Origin of the sequence: Mycobacterium sp., assembly GCF_052143115.1 — a bacterium.
GTDB lineage: Bacteria > Actinomycetota > Actinomycetes > Mycobacteriales > Mycobacteriaceae > Mycobacterium.
Window position 1 is genome coordinate 1 of sequence record NZ_JBKQTQ010000050.1, and the last position, 19,192, is coordinate 19,192.

The 19,192-nt window shown below is 65.7% G+C and carries 19 protein-coding genes, 1 tRNA gene and 1 pseudogene; 10 read left to right on the forward strand and 11 right to left on the reverse strand.

Translation table 11 applies throughout. The annotated features are described in order from the left end of the window. Positions 1 to 662 (forward strand): site-specific integrase (locus tag ACLQI9_RS05040; protein WP_442391222.1); only part of this gene is annotated, 662 nt, incomplete at its 5' end. Positions 663 to 696: 34 nt separating this feature from the next. Here ACLQI9_RS05040 and ACLQI9_RS05045 read toward each other — a convergent pair. The 4 genes and pseudogenes from ACLQI9_RS05045 to ponA2 all read right to left on the reverse strand — a co-directional run bounded on the left by ACLQI9_RS05045 (position 697) and on the right by ponA2 (position 5,318). Continuing rightward, a tRNA-Pro gene (locus ACLQI9_RS05045) sits at positions 697 to 770 on the reverse strand. Between the two features lie 318 nt (positions 771 to 1,088). After that, positions 1,089 to 1,877 (reverse strand): annotated as a pseudogene (locus tag ACLQI9_RS05050) (pyridoxal-phosphate dependent enzyme). Next, positions 1,874 to 2,833 (reverse strand): metallophosphoesterase, encoded by a 960-nt coding sequence (locus tag ACLQI9_RS05055; protein ID WP_442375823.1) that lies wholly within the window; start codon positions 2,831 to 2,833, stop codon positions 1,874 to 1,876. Before ACLQI9_RS05055 ends, ACLQI9_RS05050 begins: the two are co-directional and overlap by 4 nt. A gap of 58 nt (positions 2,834 to 2,891) precedes the next feature. Further along, a complete protein-coding gene (gene ponA2, locus ACLQI9_RS05060) occupies positions 2,892 to 5,318 on the reverse strand; it encodes a transglycosylase/D,D-transpeptidase PonA2 (protein WP_442391224.1) in 2,427 nt (808 codons plus the stop codon). Between the two features lie 337 nt (positions 5,319 to 5,655). Here ponA2 and ACLQI9_RS05065 point away from each other — a divergent pair, with 337 nt between their 5' ends. Further along, positions 5,656 to 6,009 carry a WhiB family transcriptional regulator gene (locus tag ACLQI9_RS05065; RefSeq protein WP_442375821.1) on the forward strand — a complete coding sequence of 118 codons (354 nt, stop codon included), beginning with the start codon at positions 5,656 to 5,658 and terminating at the stop codon, positions 6,007 to 6,009. A 28-nt stretch (positions 6,010 to 6,037) separates the two neighbouring features. On the opposite strand, the gene ACLQI9_RS05070 is transcribed toward ACLQI9_RS05065, so the two are convergent. Next, positions 6,038 to 7,195: an ArsA family ATPase gene (locus tag ACLQI9_RS05070; protein WP_442375820.1), complete on the reverse strand. Its 1,158-nt coding sequence runs from the start codon at positions 7,193 to 7,195 to the stop codon at positions 6,038 to 6,040. After that, on the reverse strand, positions 7,192 to 8,214 hold the full coding sequence (locus tag ACLQI9_RS05075; RefSeq protein ID WP_442375828.1) for an ArsA family ATPase: 1,023 nt from the start codon (positions 8,212 to 8,214) through the stop codon (positions 7,192 to 7,194). The genes ACLQI9_RS05070 and ACLQI9_RS05075 overlap by 4 nt, the downstream gene beginning before the upstream one ends. Before the next feature lie 47 nt (positions 8,215 to 8,261). Between ACLQI9_RS05075 and ACLQI9_RS05080 the strand changes: the two genes are divergently transcribed. The 3 genes from ACLQI9_RS05080 to ACLQI9_RS05090 are packed head-to-tail and all read left to right on the forward strand — an operon-like array spanning position 8,262 to position 9,672. Then, complete coding sequence (locus ACLQI9_RS05080) at positions 8,262 to 8,423, forward strand: DUF4177 domain-containing protein (protein WP_090350112.1); 162 nt, start codon at positions 8,262 to 8,264, stop codon at positions 8,421 to 8,423. Further along, positions 8,420 to 8,875 (forward strand): RidA family protein, encoded by a 456-nt coding sequence (locus tag ACLQI9_RS05085; RefSeq protein WP_442375819.1) that lies wholly within the window; start codon positions 8,420 to 8,422, stop codon positions 8,873 to 8,875. The genes ACLQI9_RS05080 and ACLQI9_RS05085 overlap by 4 nt, the downstream gene beginning before the upstream one ends. Before the next feature lie 5 nt (positions 8,876 to 8,880). Next, on the forward strand, positions 8,881 to 9,672 hold the full coding sequence (locus ACLQI9_RS05090) for an MBL fold metallo-hydrolase (protein ID WP_442375818.1): 792 nt from the start codon (positions 8,881 to 8,883) through the stop codon (positions 9,670 to 9,672). Positions 9,673 to 9,738: 66 nt separating this feature from the next. Here the strand turns inward: ACLQI9_RS05090 and crp are convergent, their stop codons facing one another. Together crp and ACLQI9_RS05100 are read right to left on the reverse strand one after the other, a co-directional pair. Beyond that, complete coding sequence (crp, locus tag ACLQI9_RS05095; RefSeq protein ID WP_023368605.1) at positions 9,739 to 10,413, reverse strand: cAMP-activated global transcriptional regulator CRP; 675 nt, start codon at positions 10,411 to 10,413, stop codon at positions 9,739 to 9,741. Between the two features lie 194 nt (positions 10,414 to 10,607). Continuing rightward, positions 10,608 to 10,949, reverse strand: a complete 342-nt coding sequence (locus ACLQI9_RS05100; RefSeq protein WP_442391252.1) for a hypothetical protein — start codon at positions 10,947 to 10,949, stop codon at positions 10,608 to 10,610. A 216-nt stretch (positions 10,950 to 11,165) separates the two neighbouring features. On the opposite strand from ACLQI9_RS05100, the gene nth reads away from it, so the two are divergent. From nth to marP, 4 genes are all read left to right on the forward strand, one after another. After that, positions 11,166 to 11,846 carry an endonuclease III gene (gene nth, locus ACLQI9_RS05105; RefSeq protein WP_442376165.1) on the forward strand — a complete coding sequence of 227 codons (681 nt, stop codon included), beginning with the start codon at positions 11,166 to 11,168 and terminating at the stop codon, positions 11,844 to 11,846. 48 nt (positions 11,847 to 11,894) lie between these two features. Continuing rightward, the gene (locus ACLQI9_RS05110) at positions 11,895 to 12,545 is read left to right on the forward strand and encodes a TlpA family protein disulfide reductase (RefSeq protein WP_442376167.1); all 651 of its coding nucleotides are present in this window, start codon (positions 11,895 to 11,897) and stop codon (positions 12,543 to 12,545) included. 85 nt (positions 12,546 to 12,630) lie between these two features. Further along, the gene (locus ACLQI9_RS05115; protein WP_442376169.1) at positions 12,631 to 13,452 is read left to right on the forward strand and encodes an NUDIX hydrolase; all 822 of its coding nucleotides are present in this window, start codon (positions 12,631 to 12,633) and stop codon (positions 13,450 to 13,452) included. Next, complete coding sequence (marP, locus tag ACLQI9_RS05120) at positions 13,452 to 14,642, forward strand: acid resistance serine protease MarP (protein ID WP_442376171.1); 1,191 nt, start codon at positions 13,452 to 13,454, stop codon at positions 14,640 to 14,642. Before ACLQI9_RS05115 ends, marP begins: the two co-directional genes overlap by 1 nt. Here marP and ACLQI9_RS05125 read toward each other — a convergent pair. Together ACLQI9_RS05125 and ACLQI9_RS05130 are read right to left on the reverse strand one after the other, a co-directional pair. Next, positions 14,635 to 15,600, reverse strand: a complete 966-nt coding sequence (locus ACLQI9_RS05125) for an alpha/beta fold hydrolase (RefSeq protein WP_442376173.1) — start codon at positions 15,598 to 15,600, stop codon at positions 14,635 to 14,637. The genes marP and ACLQI9_RS05125 overlap by 8 nt on opposite strands. Continuing rightward, positions 15,601 to 16,131 (reverse strand): phage holin family protein, encoded by a 531-nt coding sequence (locus tag ACLQI9_RS05130; RefSeq protein ID WP_442376175.1) that lies wholly within the window; start codon positions 16,129 to 16,131, stop codon positions 15,601 to 15,603. A gap of 317 nt (positions 16,132 to 16,448) precedes the next feature. Here ACLQI9_RS05130 and ACLQI9_RS05135 point away from each other — a divergent pair, with 317 nt between their 5' ends. Then, positions 16,449 to 17,159 carry a serine protease gene (locus ACLQI9_RS05135; RefSeq protein ID WP_442376177.1) on the forward strand — a complete coding sequence of 237 codons (711 nt, stop codon included), beginning with the start codon at positions 16,449 to 16,451 and terminating at the stop codon, positions 17,157 to 17,159. A gap of 29 nt (positions 17,160 to 17,188) precedes the next feature. Here ACLQI9_RS05135 and acs read toward each other — a convergent pair whose 3' ends face one another. Beyond that, positions 17,189 to 19,141, reverse strand: a complete 1,953-nt coding sequence (gene acs, locus ACLQI9_RS05140) for an acetate--CoA ligase (RefSeq protein WP_442376179.1) — start codon at positions 19,139 to 19,141, stop codon at positions 17,189 to 17,191. Between the last annotated feature and the right edge of the window lie 51 nt (positions 19,142 to 19,192).

Below are 19,192 nucleotides of genomic sequence, written 5' to 3' on the forward strand. Positions count from 1 at the left end.
CGTGTGAAGGGGTGCGGCTGCCCAAACGTCAGCACGCCGACCGCGGATACCTGAGCCACGTTCAGGTGGCGGCGCTGGCCGTGGCGGTCGACCGCCAGGGCGAGGTCGTCCGGTTCCTGGCCTACACCGGCTTACGCTGGGGCGAGATGGCCGCATTGCGTGTTCAGGATTTCGACATGTTGCGTCGCCGGGTGAACGTGTCCCGCTCGGTCACCGAGTCCAGCGGCCTGGTGTGGTCGACACCGAAGACCTGGGAGCGCCGCTCAGTGCCGTTCCCGGCCGCACTGGCCGATGAGCTGGCCGCACTGATGGTGGGCAAGGGTCGCGACGAGCTGGTGTTCACCGATCTGCGTGATGGCGTGCTGCGTGTCTCCAACTACCGGAGCAAAGTGTTCGCTCCCGCGGTTGTCGCGTGCCGCAAGGCTGATGACACCTTCCCGACGATCACACCGCACGATCTGCGGCACACCGCGGCCAGCCTGGCCATCAGCGCCGGGGCCAATGTGAAGGCTGTACAGCGGATGCTCGGGCACGCCAAGGCATCGATGACGCTGGACGTCTACGCCGACCTGTTCGATGAGGATCTGGACGGGGTTGCGGACCGGCTGGACGCGGCGATCAAATCTGCTGCGGACCCACTGCGGACCGCCCGAACACCGTAGTCACCGGTCAACGCTGTGACCTGCGCCTACGCGGTCGGGGTGGCGGGATTCGAACCCACGGCCTCTTCGTCCCGAACGAAGCGCGCTACCAAGCTGCGCCACACCCCGCTTGAAGCCACGACAGCGTATCGCACCGACCCGGCGATTCGCCAAAGCCGATTGCGGTACCCACGCCTGGCTCGGGATCGGCAGGGCGTCGGTGCTCTGCGCCCACATCCGGCCCGGTCCAGGGATTTGCAGCACGGTCCGGCGTGGAATAACCGGGATGTCGGCGACGTTAATAGACTAATTACTGCACAGTCGGTGCAAAGGAAGCGAGAAAATCATGACGGTGTTAGGCGCCGTGGTGTTCGGCGGATTCCTGGCCCTGGGAGTGCTGTGGCTGCTGGTTACCGCTCCGGGCAGCGATGTTGACGAGGCCTGGGATCAGTCCCAGTGGCCCGAGCGTTCGAATTCGGTCAGGGCCATGGCGGGCGCGGATGTGTCCAGTTCCTGGGTCTTGAGCCACTCGTCGCAGAAGTAGGTGTCGGCGTAGCGGTCGCCGCTGTCGGCGAGCAATGTGACCACTGAACCGCTGCGGCCGTCGGCGACCATTTCGGCGAGCAGGCCGAAGGCTCCCCACAAATTGGTGCCGGTCGAGGCGCCTACACGCCGGCCCAGCACCGCACTGGCGTGGCGGGCCGCCGCAATCGACGCGGCGTCGGGCCATGCGGTCAACTACCTCGGGCAGAAAGGACGGCTCGACGCGTGGCCTGCCAATTCCCTCGATCCGCGACGACGCAGAAATCACGATGTCATATCGAGATTCGGCGTAGGCCGGATAAAATGCCGAGCTCTCCGGGTCGACCACACATAGCCGGGTTGCATGTCGCCGATAGCGGAGGTAGCGGCCGATCGTCGCGCCGGTTCCACCCGTGCCCGCCCCGATCACGATCCAAACCGGGATCGGATGATTCTCGTCGCGCATTTGAAGGAATATCGATTCCAAAGGAACAGCGAGCGAGCCAATCGATGCTTGAGGCTGCCGGTGATGTGCGTGGTCTCGTCTTTGAGGTAGAGCTCGATACCGGCGTTGTCGGACCAGGCCGAGGGCAGCGGATAGCGCAGCAGGTGAGTGTCGGCACCGCGATGGGCGTCCGCCTCGATCAGTCGGATCGCGTTGTTGACCTGGTCGCGTGGTCGGCTACGAACTGCGACCTGGGCCGGCGGGCTCAACGTGCTGAATACGTGGGTTCCGACCGGCCCAGATCGCTGTGCGAATCGCGGCCGCCTATCGGCGCCGCAATCAATGTCAGCAGGGTGGCTTCAGGCCTGCAGCAGAACCGCACCGGCGCATACGGCGAAGTGCCGATCCCGGCGGAGACATGTAATCGCATGGTGGCGCCCCACCGTGATGGGCCCTTAACGCGGGACCGGTCCAGACCCGAATTGGTCACCAGGGCTCCATAGAACGGCAAGCACAGCTGTCCGCCATGAGTGTGGCCGGCCATCACCAGCTGGTAGCCGTCGGCGGCGAAGCGGTCCAGCACCCGGGGCTCCGGCGAATGGGTCAGGCCCAGCCGCAGGTTGGCGGCCGGGCTGGCCGGCCCCGCGATCGCGTCGTAGCGATCCCGCGCAATGTGCGGGTCGTCCACGCCTGCGGCCGCGATGTGCAGTCCGGCCACCTCGAACTCGCGACGGTTGTGGGTCAGGTCCAGCCAGCCGCGTTCAGTGAACGCCGCCCGCAGGTCCTGCCAGGGCAGCGGCTGACCGTGCACGCGATGACCCGGGTTCGTCAGGTAGTTCAGCGGATTCTTGGGTCGTGGTCCGAAATAGTCGTTGCTACCGAAGACGAAAATGCCCGGCAGCGAAAGCAGATCGCTGAGGCTCTGGATGACCGCGGGCACCGCCTTGGGGTGCGCCAGGTTGTCGCCGGTGTTGACGACGAGGTCGGGCTCAAGGCCAACGAGTTCGCGTAGCCACGCCTGCTTGCGGCGCTGACCGGGCCGCATGTGAAGGTCGCTGATGTGCAGCACCCGCAGCGGCGACGAACCCGGCGCCAGCACAGGCATGGTCAACTCTCGCAGCACAAACGCATTGCGTTCGATGACAGCGGCGTAACCGATTCCGGCGACGGTCGATCCAAGCGCGATGGCGCCGGCAGCTTTCTGAGCAGAAATCGCGGAAGGCATGCAGGCCAGCCTACTGCCGTCGGTCGCCTGGCATCAGGCCACACGCTATTGCAACCGCCTACGGTGGGGGTGGTGCCAGAATTGGGATCGTGATCGGCGGGAGACCCGGAATCTCGATGACCTGGGAACCCACCGGCACCGGAACACCTGGGACACCTGGGCCGCCTTGTGGCGGTGGGGGCGGCGCCGGCGGGACGCCGTTGCTGGTTTGAATGGTGATCACCGCACCGGGGATCGTCTGGCCGTTGGGCGAGGTTCCGACCACCTCGCCATACTTCGCACTGCTGTTGACCGAGCTGGGTTGCTCGGCGACCTGGAACCCGGCCTCCTTCAAGCGCTGGCGGGCGGCGTCGACGTCAAGACCCGCGACGCTCGGCACCCGAGAACCGGGGCCGCCTTCGACGTACTGCGGGTCGGTCGGCGGTAGGTGCACATCGCCGAACATCGTGGCGATGGGCTTCATCGCGGTGAACCAGGTGCGCGCCGGCTCGTTGCCGCCGTAGAGGTTGCCGTCGCCGCAGCGCCGCAGCGGCGACGAGCACAGATCTGACGGCGAGGTGGAGTCGTCGTAGATGTAGTTGGCCGCGGCGTACTGATTGGTGAAACCCACGAAGCCCGACGACCGGTGTGCCTCGGTGGTGCCGGTCTTGCCGGACACCGGCAGGTTCCACCCCGCCGCACCGGCCGACCCGGATGCGGTGCCGCCGCCCAGGGCGTCCTTGCTCATCGCATTGGCCAGCGTGTTGGCCAGCCCTTCTGGTACCGCTTGGTCGCAGGCTTCGGTGCTGACAGCCACTTCGTTGCCGTTGCGGTCGATCAGCTTGTCGATGGGGTTCGGTGGGCACCACATGCCGCCCGAGGCCAGTGTCGCCGCGACGTTCGACAGTTCCAGCGCGTTCAGCTCGAATGGGCCCAGCGTGAACGACCCGATGTTCTGCCGTTTGATGAAGTCGGCCAGGCTTTCGTTGCTGTCCGGGTCGTAGTCGCGGGCGGTCCCCGGATCGGCGTAGGACCGCAGTCCGAGCTTGATCGCCATGTCGACCGCGCGTTGTACCCCCACGAGCTGGATCAGCCGGGCGAAAGCCGTGTTGGGCGACGTGGCCAGCGCGTCGGTCACATTCATCGACCCGCGATAGTTGCCGGCGTTGATGACGCACCAGGTCTCTTTGGGGCAGCCCTTGGCGCCGCCGCTGCCCATGCCCTTGGCCTGGAACCGGCCTGGGACATCGAGTGTGGCGTTGATACCCATGCCCATCTGCATCGCCGCGGCGGTGGTGAAGATTTTGAAGATGGATCCGGCGCCGTCGCCGACCAAAGAGAACGGCTGCGATCGCATAGTCTCGCCGGCCTCGGTGTTCAGCCCGTAGGTGCGGTTGCTGGCCATCGCAACCACTTTGTGCGAGGTCTTACCGGGCCTGATCACGCTCATCACGCTGGCAATACCCTCGAGGGTCGGGCTGGCGTAGGTGTCGATCGCGTGTTTGATCGGCTCCTGCACATCGGGGTCCAGGTTGGTGCGGATCAGGTAGCCGCCCCGGGCGACCTGATCTTTGCTGATGCCGGCGCGGGCCAAGTAGGCCTGCACGTAGTCGCAGAAGAAGGCCCGATCACCCGCCGCGATGCAGCCGCGGGGTAGCTCTTTGGGCTGCGGCAAAATCCCGAGTGGCTCAGCCTTGGCGGCGCGCAGCGCGTCGGCCTCGTTGGGCAGGTTTTCGATCATGGTGTCCAGAACGAGGTTCCGGCGGGCCAGCGCCCCGTCCGGGTTGGTATAGGGATTCAGCGCGCTGGTCGACTGGACCAGGCCGGCCAGCAGGGCCGCCTGCTGCCAATTCAGGTCGGACGCGTTGACACCGAAGTAGGTTTGCGCTGCATCCTGCACACCGAAGGCGTTGTTACCAAAGGACACCAGGTTCAGGTAGCGGGTCAGGATCTCTGGTTTGGCGAAGGTCTTATCCAGGGTGAGCGCCATCCGGATCTCGCGCAGTTTGCGCGCCGGCGTGGTCTCGATGGCTGCGCGTTTTTCTGCGTCGGTTTGCGCGATGACGAGCAACTGATAGTTCTTCACATACTGTTGCTCGATCGTCGATCCGCCGCGGGTGTCCACGTCGCCGGAGGCGTAGCCGGCCAACCCGGTCAGGGTGCCCTTCCAGTCCACGCCGTTGTGCTCGGCAAACCGCTTGTCTTCGATCGAGACGATTGCCAGCTTCATCGTGTTGGCAATCTTGTCGGTGGGCACCTCGAACCGGCGCTGCGAGTACAGCCAGGCAATCGTGTTGCCCTTCGCGTCGACCATCGTGGTCACCGCTGGGACTTCGCCCTCGAGCAGTTGAGCCGACGCGTTGCCGACGACTTCGGAGGCCCGATTGGATACCAGACCGACTCCGCCGACCACGGGGAACAGCAGGGCCGCGACCACGACGCTGGCCAACAGACAGCACCCGACGAGCTTTGCGACCGTGATGGCAGGCGTGGGGCGCTCCGGCATGGCTACTAGATTAGCGGCGCTGCGACGCAAGTTGTCCCGTGTGGTGTCCGGGCGATAGTCTCGCCCGCGTGAGCGCTCAGGTTCCTCTCAGTGGCAGCTCAGGGGTGTTTCAGCCGTTGCCTCGGCCCATTTCGGGGGCCCCTTCATGATCGGACTGCACGGTCGTCCCAAAAAAGGGGGTAAGAGACTGTTGCGTAATTGACACCTGACCACGTAGCTTATGCACACAATGAGATACAGGTAACACCGACGTGCAGAGCGTGGCGCAGATCGCATCGGTGGTCTGGATATAGCACACAACCGCCGCACCGGTGGCAGGAGCGAAGGGGAATCGCTGGTGTCAGGTACACGGACCGCAGTGCGGAAGACGAGCGCAGCCCCGACAAGCAGCATCCTGTACGGGGCCGAAGCCGAGTCCAGGATCGCCTGGGTTTCCAAGGCGCTGTGTCGGGCGGCTGATCCCGATGAGCTGTTCGTGCGGGGGGCTGCACAACGCAAGGCCGCAGTGATCTGCAGGCATTGCCCGGTGATGCTGGAATGCGGCGCCGACGCGCTGGATAACCGTGTCGAGTTCGGCGTGTGGGGCGGCATGACCGAACGCCAGCGTCGGGCGCTACTCAAACAACACCCCGAGGTGGTGTCCTGGTCTGAGTTCTTCGCTGCGCAGCGCAAGCACCGCAGCGTTGGCTAAGTAGCCGCGCGACTAGGTAGCCGCGCGGCTAGCCCACTCGCCCCGCATCGTCGCCGACCGTTGTCATCTGGTCGGCGATTGCACGCAACGCCTCCAGATCGGAGACGTCGAACGGCAGCGACGGCACCCCGACAATGGCGACGTGGGGATTGGCCCCGGTGAACCGCGACAGCAGCCGGATCTCGCGCTTGGAAGTCGACGCGCGGTCAGCGTGGATCTGCAGGACGGCCATTGCCAAGGCCTTGGTGCCGTCGGTGCCTTCCGGCTCGCTCTCCAACGTCTTGGCTCCGTCGATGGCTCGCTCAACCGGCAATGAACACAACATCGGATGGGTTCGGTTCAGGATGAGTCCGGCCAGCGGCATACGCTCCTCCGAAAGCCGGTCCACGAAGAACGACGCCTCCCTGAGCGCGTCAGGCTCGGCGGCCGACACCACCACGAACTGGGTACCGCGGCGCTTCAACAACGCATAGGTGCGGTCCGCCTTCTCCCGGAAGCCGCCGAAGGTGGCATCCAGTGATTGCACGAAACTCGCAGCTTCGGAAAGCATCTGCGAACCGAGGACGGTTGATAGTGCCTTCATCGCTAAGCCGACCGCGCCGGTGACAAGCCGCCCGATCCCACGCCCGGGTCCCAACAGCAGCCGCCATAACCGGCTATCCATGAAGCTGCCCAACCGTTTCGGTGCGTCCAGGAAGTCCAGCGCGTTGCGCGACGGTGGGGTATCCACCACGACCAGATCCCAGCGGTCCTCGTTCAGCAGCTGGCCGAGCTTCTCCATCGCCATGTACTCTTGAGTGCCGGCCAGTGACGTGGCGACCGTCTGGTAGAACTGGTTGTCCAAAATCGCCTGCGCCCGATCGGGTCCCGAATATTGGATCACCATCTCGTCGAATGTCCGGCGCATGTCGAGCATCATCGCGAACAGCTGGCCGGGCACTTCCGGAGCCAGCGGCACGCGCTGGGGGGAATTGCCGAGGTCGCTGATTCCCAACGCCTGCGCAAGCCGCTTAGCCGGGTCGATCGTCAAAACGACTACCATGCGGCCGTATTCGGCTGCGCGCAGCGCCATCGCGGCGGCGGCGGTGGTCTTGCCGACCCCGCCCGCGCCGCAGCACACCACCACGCGATTAGTGGTGTCGCCCAGAATCGATGCGATATCGAGTGTCGGTGGTGTGGTACTCATCGAACCCCCTGCTGTGCAAGGGATTCAGAAAGTTCGTAGAGGCTGCCGAGGTCGACACCGTCGGCAATGGTGGGGAGCTCCAGGCGTGGGACCTTCAGCTCGTCGAGCTGCAAGGCGGTTGCTGCACGCGCGGTCATCCGGGTGGCGTGTTGGATGGTCTCGGTCAGTAAGCCCGCGAAGTCTGCATCGGGGAGCTTGATCCCGGCGGCGGCCAGACCCGCACGCACCGCGTCGGCATCGACATCGCCCTCAGCGGCTTTGGCGAGATCGTCGGGTTTCAGGTAAGCCTCGATATTGCGATTGACAATCACGCTACCGATGGGTATGCGCAGCTCCTGCAGCTCGTCGATTGCCTCCATCGTCTCCTGCATCGGCAGCACCTCCAGAAGGGTCACCAAGTGGATGGCCGTTTGATCCGAGTGCAGGATCTTCACCACACCTTCGGCCTGCGAGTACACCGGGCCGCCCTTGGCGAGATCGGACACCGCCCTGGTGACGTCCAAAAAGCGTGCGATACGGCCGGTCGGGGGCGCGTCGACGACGATTGCGTCATAAACCGGCAGCTTGTCCTTGTCGACGCGGATCACGGATTCCTTGATCTTGCCGGTGAGCAAAACGTCGCGCAGGCCCGGCGCGATCGTCGTGGCGAACTCGATCGCCCCGATGCGCCGCATCGCCCGGCCGGCGATGCCGAGGTTGTAGAACATGTCGAGGTATTCCAGGAACGCGGCTTCGATGTCGATCGCTAGCGCGTTGACCTGGCCGCCGTGCTCGGCAATCGCGATCTTGAGCTCTTTGTAGGGCAGCGGCGGCACATCGAAGAGTTGCGCAATCCCTTGGCGCCCTTCGACTTCGACGAGCAAAACCTTGCGGCCTCCGGACGCGAGAGTCAGCGCGAGCGCAGCGGCCACCGTCGACTTACCGGTACCGCCTTTGCCGGTCACGAAATGCAGACGGGCCTTCGACAATCGCGATGGCCAGCGGACAGTACTGCCGCCGCTCGGTGTGGTCGCCACCAGTGCATGCTAACCAGATCATCCGACTGCCCTGCCGATAAACTCGAAGTATGAGCCAACCGACCGCGTGGGAGTACGCCACGGTCCCCCTGTTGACACACGCCACGAAACAGATCCTCGATCAGTGGGGCGCCGACGGTTGGGAGCTGGTTGCCGTGCTGCCCGGGCCGACCGGTGAGCAGCACGTGGCGTATCTGAAACGCCCGAAATGAGTGCGTCTGCCCGGCTCAAAGAGTTGGGGGTCGAACTGCCCGAGGTGGCGAAGCCGTTGGCCTCCTACGTTCCGGCTGTGCGCAGCGGCAACCTGGTGTTCACGTCGGGTCAGTTGCCGACGCAGGCCGGCAAGCTGGCCGAGACCGGCAAGGTCGGAGCGGATGTCACCCCCGAGCAGGGCAAGGCACTGGCGCGGATCTGCGTGCTCAACGCGCTGGCCGCGGTCGATTCGCTGGTGGGCATCGACGCGGTAGCCCGAGTGGTCAAGGTGGTCGGATTCGTCGCGTCCGCACCCGGATTCAACGGCCAGCCGGGCGTCGTCAACGGCGCATCGGATCTGCTTACGGAGGTGTTCGACGATCGCGGCAGCCACGCCCGCTCGGCGGTCGGCGTATCCGAATTGCCGTTGGACGCGCCGGTGGAGGTCGAGCTGGTGGTCGAGGTCGGTTAACGACCGTGACCGGCAGCGCTGAATCGCTGACACATCCCGCCTACGGCCGGCTACGCCCGGTCACCGAAACCGCATCGGTGCTGCTGGCTGACAATCCGGGCTTGCTGACGCTGGACGGCACCAACACCTGGGTGCTGCGTGGACCAGGCAGCGACGAGATGGTAGTCGTCGATCCCGGTCCCGACGACGACGAGCACATCGCGAGAATCGCCGACCTGGGCCGCATCGCCCTGGTGCTGATCAGCCACCGTCATGGCGACCACACCGATGCCATCGACAAGCTGGTCGACCTGACCGGCGCACCGGTGCGCTCGGCGGGCAGCGGGTTCTTGCGGGGCCTCAGCGCTGAGCTGACCGACGGTGAGGTGATCGATACTGCGGGCCTGCGGATCACGGTGTTGGCGACGCCTGGCCACACCGCCGATTCGCTGTCGTTCGTACTGGACGACGCAGTGCTGACGGCAGACACCGTATTGGGTCGCGGAACGACCGTCATCGACACCGAAGACGGCAGCCTGGCCGACTACCTGGAGTCGCTGCACCGGCTGCGCGGACTGGGCGGGCGGAGCGTGCTACCCGGCCACGGGCCGGATCTGGCCAATGTGGAAGCCGCGGCGTCGGGATACCTGGCACACCGCGAGCAGCGGCTGGAGCAGGTGCGCTCGGCGTTGCGGGATCTCGGCGACGACGCCACCGCACGCCAGGTTGTCGAGCACGTCTACTTCGACGTCGACGAGGAGCTGTGGGGCGCATCGGAATGGTCGGTGCAGGCGCAGTTGGACTATCTGCGGGGCTGAAATTGCACTCAGGGCTGTGAACTCGCCGAGGTCGCGACCCTGAGTGCAATCTCAACGTCAGGGAAGCTACCTGGCGCGCCGCGCCAGCCTCTCCGAGTCCGAGATCAGCACGCTCTTGCCCTCCAGGCGAATCCAGCCCCGGTGGGCGAAGTCGGCCAGCGCCTTGTTCACCGTCTCACGGGACGCGCCGACCAGCTGGGCGATCTCCTCTTGCGTCAGGTCGTGCGTCACCCGCATCGCGCCGCCTTCCTGGGTGCCGAAACGCTGGGCCAGCTGCAGTAGCTGCTTGGCGACTCGGCCCGGCACGTCGGTGAAGATGAGGTCGGCGAGGTTGTTGTTGGTGCGTCGCAGCCGCCGGGCCAGCACCCTTAGCAGCTGCTCGGCGATTTCGGGACGATCCGCAATCCAGGCCCGCAGCGCGTCGCGATCCATCGACACTGCGCGCACCTCGGTGATCGTGGTCGCGCTGGAGGTCCGAGGGCCGGGATCGAAGATCGACAGCTCACCAAACATGTCGGACGGACCCATGATGGTCAGCAGATTCTCCCGACCGTCCGGTGAACGGCGGCCGATCTTGACCTTTCCGGAAATGATGATGTACAGCCGATCACCCGGCTCGCCCTCCGCGAAAACCGTATGTCCGCGAGGGAAGTCGACGGGCTGCAGCTGCTTGGTCAGCGCGGCGACGGCGCTGGGTTCAACCCCCTGGAAGATTCCGGCCCTCGCCAGGATCTCGTCCACGTTGCCCCTTAGCTATTTCAATGACTCTGATATGCACAGGTCTGGTGCCCGACTCCTCCTCGGGCCGCTTCGCGGTCCGCATCGTCATCGGGCGGGTCTGGTGCCCGGGCCGGGTTGTCTGGCTCCCCGAGGGGGTACCTCTACGCACTCGCAGGCTGAGTCTAGAGGTAAGCCATTAACTCGACGTGCCAACGCTACACACGATTGGCATGCTGAGGCGGGCCAAATTGCCGATTCGCCTGCGAATGCTTATGCGGCTGTCTGGGTAGGCCGGGGTGTCGGGGGGCGGAAATAACGGTGGCCCTCAGCAACGGATCGGTGACCGGCTCGACCCGGCCGGATCGATAAGGCGATTCATCTCCCACCCGCCCGATGCGGCGGTGCAGGCTCTCCAGAGCCTCGGGCATTCCTTCCCGGGCCAATGTGCGCACGTCAATAGGCTCGGCCTGCTCGAGAAACTCCGCGACATCGCTTGCCGTAACTGTGTTCTCTACCAAGCCCGCTTCCAGCCGTCCAAGTCCGAAAGTCGCCAGCATCAGCAACCCCGGGATGAATGCCACGAGCAACCAAGACACAAGTGGCAAGTAAACACGGCTAAGGTCTCAGCGGGATCACGAATTAGTACTCTGTTGAGAGTGATAATGGGCAAACCTTCGCGCGCCGCCGCCCCAGCGTCCGGTGCGGCCGCCGCCGCCGCCGCCCGCCGTTGGTCTTCGGAAACCCATTTGGGTTTGGTGCGACGAGCGCGCCGCATGAATCGCAAACTTGGGCAAGCGTTTCCACACGTCTACTGTGAGTTGGATTTCACCACACCGTTGGAGCTGACGGTGGCGACGATCTTGTCGGCCCAAAGCACGGACAAGCGGGTGAATCTCACGACCCCGGCGCTGTTCGCCCGCTACCGCACCGCGGTGGATTACGCAGAGGCGGACCGTGAAGAACTTGAAGCCCTAATTCGCCCCACCGGCTTCTACCGGAACAAAGCCTCGTCGTTGATCGGCCTGGGACAAGCATTGGTCGAGCGATTCGACGGCGAGGTGCCGGCCACCATGGACGAACTGGTGACGCTGCCCGGGGTCGGACGTAAAACCGCCAATGTCATCCTGGGAAACGCATTCGACGTGCCCGGAATCACCGTCGACACCCATTTCGGGCGGCTGGTTCGGCGCTGGCGCTGGACGGCTGAGGAAGACCCCGTCAAGGTCGAGCATGCGGTCGGTGAACTCATCGAACGCAGCGGGTGGACTGTGCTGAGTCATCGGGTGATCTTCCACGGTCGCCGGGTGTGCCACGCCCGCAAACCGGCGTGCGGAGTTTGCGTGCTGGCCAAGGACTGTCCCTCGTTCGGGACCGGGCCCACCGAACCGCTGATCGCGGCCGCTCTGGTACAGGGCCCGGAAACCGAGCACCTGCTGGCGATGGTCGGCTTGTAGCGCAGCACCGCCCACCAGAACCGGACTGAGCTGCAAACGGGGCCCAATTTGACCACTTTCACCCCTCGAGCCACCCGCTGGACCCTCGCGGTGCTGGCGGTGGTCGCGGCATTGATCGTGGCGTTGGTGGTCGAGCTGCGCGATAGCGCCCACCGGTCAACCGCCCCGCCAATCGGCGCCGGTCGCGAGCATCGCGACGCGGACAACCCGGCCGCGCTGGCCGGACCGCGGCAGCGTGCTGACCTCGCGGCGTGTCCCCACCCGGGCGCGGAGCCCGGTCCGCCGGCGTTGCGCGGTGTGACGGCGGAGTGCGCAGCCGACGGCTCGGTCGTCGACGTCGGCCCGGCATTGGCCGGGCATCGGGTAGTTCTCAACTTGTGGGCGTATTGGTGTGCACCCTGTGCGGCCGAACTCCCTGCGATGGCCGAGTATCAACGACGGGTCGGGCCGGCTGTGATGGTGGTGACGGTGCACCAGGACGAGAACGAAACGGCCGCTTTGCTGCGGTTGGCGGAGCTCGGTGTTCGACTACCGACTCTGCAGGACGGTCGTCGTGGGGTAGCAGCGGCACTGCGGGTGCCAAATGTGATGCCCGCGACAGTAGTGCTGGGCTCGGACGGTAGCGTTGCGCAGACCCTGCCGCGAGCTTTCGCTAATGCCGACGAGATCGCAACTGTGCTCGGAGATCAGACGCGATGACGCACGGCGAGGATGCGGGCCGCGGAGCGGTGCGGGGGACCGGGCATCTGGACGCGCCCGGCGACGACGGACGAAGGAGGCGCCGGTGAGCGCAGGGGGCACTCCGCGACCGAGCGGTGGAGAGCTCACCCACGCGCGAGGGACGATTCCTTTGACGCCTGAGCTCGGTCCGTCCTGGCTGCGTCCATTGGTCGACAACGTTGGTGAGGTGCCCGACGCTTTCCGTCGTCGTCTTCCCGCCGACGTCCTGGCCATGGTGACCGCCGCCAAGGCGACGGCCTCGCTACGCAAAGACGGACGCGACGCAGCGGTGCTGGTGTTGTTTTCCGGCCCGCCGTCGGGCCAAACCAATGGCGCTCCGCCCGACTCCCTTCCTGAAGAAGCCGACCTACTGCTCACGGTGCGGGCCTCCACATTGCGCCACCATGCGGGCCAGGCGGCGTTCCCCGGTGGCGCATCCGATCCGGATGATGACGGGCCGGTGGCCACTGCACTGCGGGAAGCGCGCGAGGAGACCGGTATCGACACCGGCAGGCTGCATCCGCTGGCCACGATGGAGCGAACGTTCATCGCGCCGTCCGGTTTTCACGTCGTCCCGGTGCTGGCGTACTCGCCGGATCCGGGGCCGGTGGCCGTCGTCGATCCGGCGGAGACGGCAATCGTGGCCCGGGTCCCGGTGCGGGCTTTCATCAATCCGGCCAACCGGCTGATGGTGTACCGCAGCTCCTTCAGCCGCCGCTTCGCCGGGCCGGCTTTCTTGTTGAACGAGATGCTGGTTTGGGGATTCACTGGCCAAGTGATTTCGGCAATGCTTGATGTGGCTGGTTGGGCTGAGTCCTGGGACACCAGCGATGTCCGCGAGTTGAATGAAGCGATGGCCCTGGTCGGCGACGGGGATGATGCCTGATGACCTCCTCACAATGGCTCGACATCGCTGTGCTGGCAGTGGCTTTCATCGCGGCGATCTCAGGTTGGCGTTCGGGTGCGCTCGGCTCACTGCTGTCATTCGTCGGTGTGCTACTCGGAGCGATCGCCGGCGTGCTGCTGGCCCCGCACCTTGTCGCGCACATCAGCGCGCCGCGGGCCAAGCTGTTCGCCGCGCTGTTTCTGATCCTGGGGCTGGTCGTCGTCGGCGAGGTCGCCGGTGTGGTTTTGGGCCGCGCGGTCCGCGGCGCGATCCACAGCAACTCGGTCCGATTCTTCGACTCGCTGATCGGGGTGGCGGTGCAGCTGGTGGTGGTGTTGGTGGCGGCATGGCTGCTGGCGACGCCGCTGACGTCCTCGTCGGGCCAGCCGAACCTGGCTGCTGCGGTGCGCGGCTCGCGGGTGTTGGCACAGGTCAACGACTTCGCGCCGGAGTGGCTCAAGACCGTGCCCAAACGGTTGTCGGCGCTGCTGGACACCTCCGGGCTGCCGCAGGTATTGGAGCCGTTCAGTCGCACGCCGGTCGTGGCGGTGGCGGCCCCGGACGCGACGCTGGCCAACAACCCGGTGGTGGAGTCCACCGAACTCAGCGTGGTCAAGATCCGCGCGATTGCACCGAGTTGTCAGAAAGTGTTGGAGGGCAGCGGATTTGTCCTCTCTCCCGACCGCGTGATGACCAATGCGCACGTGGTGGCCGGCGCCAACAGCGTCACCGTGGAGGCCAGCGGCAATCCTTATGACGCCACCGTGGTGTCCTACGACCCGACTGTCGACATCGCGATCCTGTCGGTGCCCAACTTGCCGTCCGGACCGCTGGCCTTCGCCAACACCCCGGTGACGTCGGGCACCCAGGCAATAGTGATGGGCTACCCCGGTGGCGGTGGCTTTGTGCCAACTCCGGCCAGAATCCGGGAACTCATCGAGCTCAGCGGACCCGACATCTACCGCAGCGCGACGGTCAACCGTGAGGTCTACACGGTCAGAGCGAGTGTCGAGCAAGGTAATTCGGGCGGACCATTAATCGACCTCAACGGCCAGGTGCTCGGTGTGGTGTTCGGCGCGGCGGTCGACGACAACGACACCGGTTTCGTCCTGACGGCCAAGGAAGTGGCCGCTCAGCTGGCGCACATCGGCGACACTGCGCCGGTGGCCACCGGGGAGTGTGTCAGCTAAGGGGCGACCTGTACACCCGGTCGAGGAAGCGCTTCAGGTGACCGTTGACTTCCTCCGGCATCTCTTCGTGACTGAAATGTCCTGCGCCGGCGATTGATACGTAGCAACCGTGCGGCGCGTAGCGCTGCGTTCGCTCGACCGGATCGGCCAGTACGTACGGATCGGCATCACCGTGAATGTGCAGCATCGGAATCCCCAAAGGCCGGTTCATCGACTTCATAAAGCGGCGGCCCTCCTCGCGCAGCTGGCTACGCACTGCCCAACGCTGATATTCCAGCGCGGAGTGCGCCGCCGCCCGAATTTGGATCGCCTGCCGCAGATGGCCGATGGCCTCGGAAAAGTCTTCGGAAGCAACCCATTTAGCGCTGGCCCGACTACGGACCAGACGCTCGATCTCCGCGCCGTGATACCGAGTCAGCGCGCGCTCCGGCCAGATCGGCACCTGATAGCGCAGCAGCGAGGGCAACAGCGCACGGCCCTGATCGCGACGCGTCAACGCCGACCTGCGCAGTGCGGCGGGGTGCGGCGAGCTGATCACCGCGATGGCGCGAACCAGCCGCGAGTGCAGGACCGAGGTTGCCCAGCAGACCAGCCCGCCGTCGGCATGACCGACCAGGGTTGCCGACGTGTGCCCCAGCGCGCGGATCAGTCCGGCGGTATCCCCGGCGAGCGTCCAACCGTCGTAGCCGCGGGGCGGTTTGTCGCTACCGCCGTAGCCGCGCAGATCCACCGCGACGACCCGGGCTCCGCGCAAACCGCGTAGTTGGTGACGCCACGACCACCAGAACGAGCCGAAGCCGTGCAGCATGATCACCAGCGGCTGCGCAGTCGGCGGGGTGGCCGCACTCCGGTCGGCGGGCACGGCCTCGACGACGTGGAACCGAATGCCGTTGGCGTGCACATCCAGATGGCGCCATGGCCCGTCGATACGGGTGATCGACGGATCTGGTGGCGCCATCTACCAACCCGAAGGGTCGGCGGGCGTCCCGCCCTGCGCCGAACTGAGCGCGCGACCCGGGCCCTTGTCATGACTCGGCGTGAGAGCGGTCCGTGTCTCTTTGACCGATTCGATGGTCTGCCGCGGTCCGCGGATGCGCCGCACCTTCAAGTAGCCGAACAACGCCAGCACCGCAGTCACCACCACCATGATCCCGAACACGATCAGGAAAGCGACCCAGCGCCACAGCCAGGTATCGAGCAGTTCGGCGAGGAAAAAGAAGAAAAAGAACGTCGAGTAGAACAACACCACCAGCGCCGAGATAAAGAAAACACTGCCGGTAAGACCTTTTTTGACATCGCGGGTGATTTCAGAGCGGGCCAATTCGACCTCGGCGCGCACCAAGGTCGATATCTGAGCCGTGGCGTCCTTGACCAGTTCACCGATCGACGGCTCGACGGACAGGGCGTGCGGATCGGTCAATGGAATGGTGGTCAGCGTGCGAGGAACCCCATCCTTGCGGTCGGCGCTCTTTCGATCTGTCTTGCTCACAGACGGTCCTCCCGGTTTGGCTGCCGGCTTCTCCTCGAGCCGTTGCCCGGCTCGCATCGTCGCCGGGCGTTCGCGGTCGTCGCGGTTCATGTTGCCATGCGGTCCGGTGCCAGACGAGGCCAACCGGACAGCGCCGCCCGGCGACCATGCAGCCGGTACGGCTGAGGTGGGGGTACCACCCAGCCGCGCAGCGGCGAGGGGGCGAGGCGGGCGATCAGGAGAGGCCGGTTAGGGATCGAGGCTGGTGGGCATTGATCACGCTAGACTGGCGCCGCCGCTTCGGGTACGCGTCCAGGCTTGTCGACGGGAGTATTGCATTGGAGACCACGTACCGCCGGCTGCTTCGCTTCGCGGCGGCGTTGGTCACGGCGGCATCCGTGGGCCTGGCCGGTGTGCCGGGCATGCCCGCACGAGCTGACGACAAACTCCCGCTCGGCGGCGGGGCAGGCATCGTGGTCAACGGTGACACCCTCTGCACGCTGACTACCATCGGCACCGATGGCAAAGGTGAGCTGATCGGATTCACCTCGGCCCATTGCGGTGGCCCCGGCGCTCCGGTGGCCGCCGAGGCGGCAAAGGACCGCGGCACCCTGGGAACCATGGTGTCCGGCAATGACAACCTCGACTACGCGGTGATCCAGTTCGATCCGGCCAAGGTGATACCGGTGGCCAACTTCGGTGGCTTCGCGATCAACGGCATCGGGCCGGATCCGGCCTTCGGCCAGATCGCCTGCAAGCAGGGCCGCTCGACCGGCAACTCCTGCGGCGTCACGTGGGGCCCGGGCCAGGACCCGGGCACGATCGTCATGCAGGTGTGCGGACAACCGGGCGACTCAGGCGGCCCGGTTACCGTCAACAACCTCCTGGTCGGGATGATCCACGGCGCCTTCAGCGAAAACCTGCCGGTTTGCATCATCAAGTACATCCCGCTGCACACCCCGGCGGTAGTTCAGTCGATCAATGCCATCTTGGCCGACCTCAACGCCAAGAACCGTCCCGGCGCGGGCTTCGTCCCCGTCCCCGCCTAGGTCTGATTGGCCGGATTGGCCTGTGTCGGCTACTTGGTGGCGCGGATCGCGTCGAACACGCCCGGATCGAGCAGCGTCGATGTGTCGCCGAGTTCTCGATTCTCGGCGATGTCGCGCAGCAGGCGCCGCATGATTTTGCCGCTGCGGGTCTTTGGCAATTCGGGTACCACATGCAGTTCGCGAGGCCGGGCAATCGGTGAGATCTCCCGGGCCACTTCGGCGCGCAATTCGTCGATGATCTCTTCGCCGACGGTGTCGGCGTGATCGGCTTGCAGGACGACGAACGCGCAGATCGCCTGGCCGGTGGTGTCGTCGGTGGCGCCGACCACCGCGGCCTCGGCCACTCCGGAATGGCCGACCAGTGCCGACTCCACCTCGGCGGTGGAGATTCGATGCCCGGAAACGTTCATCACGTCGTCGATGCGGCCCTCCAGCCAGATAGCGCCGTCGGGGTCGTAGCGGGCGCTGTCGCCGGTGAAATACCAGTTCTGCTCGGCGAACTTGGACCAATACGTCTCGCGGTAGCGGTCCGGGTCACCCCAGATGCCGCGCAGCATCGACGGCCAGGGCTGGTCCACGACCAGGTATCCGGTGACGTGCTCCCCGCGGTCGGGACAAGGATCCAGTTGATTGCCGTCGTCGTCGACGATCTTTGCGGAGATACCCGGCAGCGGCGTCATCGCCGATCCCGGTTTGGCCGCAGCGATGCCCGGTAGCGGCGAGATCATCGCCGCACCGGTCTCGGTCTGCCACCAGGTGTCCACCACCGGTGTGCTGTCGGCGCCGATGACCTTGCGATACCAGCGCCACGCCTCCGGGTTGATCGGCTCGCCGACCGTCCCCAGCAGCCGCAGGCTGGACAAGTCGTGGGCGTCCGGGATCTCGCGGCCCCACTTCATGAACGTCCGGATCATCGTCGGCGCGGTGTAATAGATTGTCACGCCGTACTTTTCGATGATCTCGAAATGCCGGTGCTGGCTGGGCGTGCTTGGGGTTCCCTCATAGATAACCTGGGTTACGCCGTTGGACAGCGGGCCGTAGACACCGTAGGTGTGTCCGGTGACCCAGCCGATGTCGGCGGTGCACCAGAACACGTCGGTTTCCGGCTTGATGTCGAAGACGTTGTGGTGGGTGTAGGACGCCTGGGTGAGATAGCCGCCGCTGGTGTGCACGATGCCCTTGGGCTTGCCGGTGGTGCCCGAGGTGTACAGGAGGAACAGCGGATGCTCGGCGTCGAACGCCTCGGCGCTGTGTTCGGGCGACGCCGAGTCGACGACGTCGTGCCACCACACGTCGCGTCCCTGCCTCCACGGGACGTCGATGCCAGTGCGCTGGACCACCAAGACGTGTTCGATCGTGCTGGTGTCGGCGACCGCCTGGTCGGCCGCTTCCTTCAACGGCTCCGGCTTGCCGTGGCGGAACTGCCCGTCGGAGGTGATCAGCAGCTTGGCCTCGGCGTCGGCGATCCGGGCGCCCAGCGCCGTGGCCGTGAACCCGGCGAACACCACGCTGTGCAGGACACCCAGCCGCGCGCAGGCCAACATCGCGACGACGGCCTCCGGGATCATCGGCATGTAGATGGCGACGCGGTCGCCGGCGACCAGACCCAGACCGCTGAGCGCGTTGGCGGCTTTGCACACCTCGGTCTGCAGGTCTGAGTAGGTGAGGGTGCGGCCTTCCCCGACCCACTCACCCTCCCAGTGGATGGCGACTCGATCGCCGTTACCGGCTTGCACATGACGGTCCACGCAGTTGTGCGCGACGTTGAGGGTTCCGCCGGTGAACCACTTCGCGAACGGTGCCGCCGACCAGTCCAACACCTGGTCGTATGGCTTGGACCATGACAGCCGGTTGGCCTGTTCGGCCCAGAACGCGAGCCGGTCTCGCTCGGCCTCGCGGTACAACCGCTCGCCGGCGTTCGCCTGTGCGGTGAACTCCGCGGACGGCGGGTAAGACAGGGTCGCGGCATGGGTCTCGGTCACCTGCACGAGCGTAATCGGGATCGCTCGGCGTCGTGTCCGGGCGTCGCTCAG

Coding starts and splice junctions, on each gene's coding strand:
- ACLQI9_RS05055 (WP_442375823.1), bottom strand. CDS start 2,833: ATGCCTTCCGCGATTTCTGCTCAGAAAGCTGCCGGCGCCATCGCGCTT.
- ponA2 (WP_442391224.1), bottom strand. CDS start 5,318: ATGCCGGAGCGCCCCACGCCTGCCATCACGGTCGCAAAGCTCGTCGGG.
- ACLQI9_RS05070 (WP_442375820.1), bottom strand. CDS start 7,195: ATGAGTACCACACCACCGACACTCGATATCGCATCGATTCTGGGCGAC.
- ACLQI9_RS05080 (WP_090350112.1), top strand. CDS start 8,262: ATGAGCCAACCGACCGCGTGGGAGTACGCCACGGTCCCCCTGTTGACA.
- ACLQI9_RS05085 (WP_442375819.1), top strand. CDS start 8,420: ATGAGTGCGTCTGCCCGGCTCAAAGAGTTGGGGGTCGAACTGCCCGAG.
- ACLQI9_RS05100 (WP_442391252.1), bottom strand. CDS start 10,949: ATGCTGGCGACTTTCGGACTTGGACGGCTGGAAGCGGGCTTGGTAGAG.
- nth (WP_442376165.1), top strand. CDS start 11,166: ATGAATCGCAAACTTGGGCAAGCGTTTCCACACGTCTACTGTGAGTTG.
- marP (WP_442376171.1), top strand. CDS start 13,452: ATGACCTCCTCACAATGGCTCGACATCGCTGTGCTGGCAGTGGCTTTC.
- ACLQI9_RS05125 (WP_442376173.1), bottom strand. CDS start 15,600: ATGGCGCCACCAGATCCGTCGATCACCCGTATCGACGGGCCATGGCGC.